The sequence below is a fragment of the Mycobacterium sp. genome (genome assembly GCF_050701675.1).
Taxonomy (GTDB): Bacteria; Actinomycetota; Actinomycetes; order Mycobacteriales; family Mycobacteriaceae; genus Mycobacterium.
Genome location: NZ_JBOGDD010000994.1, coordinates 1 through 2,141, shown reverse-complemented (window position 1 = coordinate 2,141; position 2,141 = coordinate 1). Strand labels below are relative to the sequence as shown.

At 68.4% G+C, this 2,141-nt stretch carries 1 protein-coding gene; it reads left to right on the top strand.

Going from position 1 to position 2,141, the window contains the following annotated elements:
- Positions 1 to 2,101 (top strand): hypothetical protein (locus ACRDUX_RS30115; RefSeq protein ID WP_526419372.1); only part of this gene is annotated, 2,101 nt, incomplete at its 5' end.
- Positions 2,102 to 2,141: the final 40 nt, after the last annotated feature.

Here is a 2,141-nt window from a genome sequence, read left to right as displayed (position 1 = left end):
CTACACGCTCAGCTTCGATAACGAGTACCGGATCGTCTCGCCCATCACCGGCGAGCTGCAATCGACGCCGACCAGCGTGACGGTGACGGTGGCGTTGCCGCCGCCGGTGTTCCACGATCCGATGGTGAGCCCGAACCCGGTCGAGCAAGACGGCACCTTCACGATGTCCGTCACCGTCGATCTGCCAGGAACGGTTCCCGGTCCCGGCAGCTACACCGGCGAGGTCTCGCTGGTCTCCACCGCGCCCTTCACCGTGAACAGCGCCAATCCCAGCGTGAGCGGCACCGGCGCGGGCGCCTGCAATGCGGCGGGCGGATCAGGGTTGATCGGCGGCGGAACCGGCAATTGCACCTACACCTGGACCTTCCACGTGCCGGACAATACCGCCGCTGGCACGTACCCGGTGCAACTGCGCTACCAGGCCACGCCGCATAACGTTCCCGGCATCCCGGTCGATCGCCAGGTGACCGCCCAGGTGACGGTGAAGGAACGACCGGGCCGCCTGGTGCTCGGGTTCGGGACGCCAGTGCCGAGTCCGGTCCACCCCGGCGAGCAGTTCACCATCACCTACACGATCACCATCGACCGGCCTTTCCCGCCGGTCAGCTTCCCGCTGGCATTCGATCCGCAACCGAGCCGGGTGCTCAGCGCCTCGGCGAGTGGCGCCTCGTGCTCCGGCGGCATCGGAATACCGACCACCTTCAGCTCGCAGGGCGTCGGTCCGGCGACGTGCACGTTGACGCTGCTCTATACCGTGCCCGCCAACTACACCGGCGACACGTTCCCGCTCAGCATCGGCCCCGGCACCCCGACCAGCGGCACCCTCCCGAGCGGCATGAGGATCGCCAGCGTGGACGTTCCGGTCGAGCAACCAGTCGCAACGGCGACTCAGACGCCAACCCAAACCGCCACCGCGACGAGCACTCCGACACAAACCGCGACGGCGACTCAGACGCCGACGCAGACCGCGACCGCGACCAACACCCCGACGCAAACGGCGACCGCGACGAGTACTCCGACGCAGACCGCAACCGCGACCGCGACGAGTACTCCGACGCAGACCGCGACCGCGACCAACACCCCGACGCAGACCGCGACCGCGACCGCGACCAACACCCCGACGCAAACGGCAACCGCGACTCAGACGCCTACCCAGACTGCGACCGCGACGAATACCCCGACGCAGACGGCAACTGCGACTCAGACGCCTACCCAGACCGCGACGGTGACGCCAACGCAAACTGCGACTCCCACGCAAACGCCGACGGCCACCCCGAGCCAGACGCCGACCCCGGCATCGCGCATCCGGGTGAACCCGACGAGCGTGGCGCGCGGGCAGACGGTCTCGGTCTCCGTCACTGACTTTGGGTCGAACGAAACGGTACGGGTGCGCTGGCTGCTAGGCTCGACCTGGACTCAAGTCGGCACGATTACCACCAACGCCAGCGGCGCCGGCAGCACGACAGTGGTCGTACCGAACACCGCCGCCGAGGGCACCAACAAGGTGCGCGGCGATAGCCCCACCCATGCCGCCCAAACCAGCGCGGTGACGGTGAGCGTGCCGCAGCCGCCGAGCGTCAGTCTCGATGCGCTCCGGGTCACGGTCGGGCAAACGGTGGGCGTCGGCGCCGAGCACTTCCCGGCGAACACCTCGTTGACCCTGACCTGGCGACGACCGGGCGGGAGTACCGTCGCCCTCAGCGGGATCACCACCGATGAGAACGGGAGCGCCACCGGCGCCTTCAGCGTCCCGGCGACCGAGGGCGGCGCCGGTTCGCAGCTCACCGTCAGCGCCCTCGGCGGCGCGAGCGTGAGCGTGACGCTCGAGATCGCGCCACGAATCTCTGTGAGCCCGGGCGCGGTTTCGCGGGGGCAGGCGGTGACGGTGACCCTGCGTGGCTACGGCAAGGGCGAGACAGTGCGTATCCGCTGGCTGGTGAACGGGAGCTGGGTGACGGTCGGCACTGTCACCATCTCAAACACCGGCAGCGCGACGGTGACCATCACCGTCCCGGTCAACGCGGCGATTGGGCCGAACTCGGTGCGCGGCGATGGCACGGTGTTCCGCCAGCAAACCAATGCCGTGACCGTTGTGCCGTAAGGCATAACGGATTCGAGACATACGCAAACAAGAACGGCGG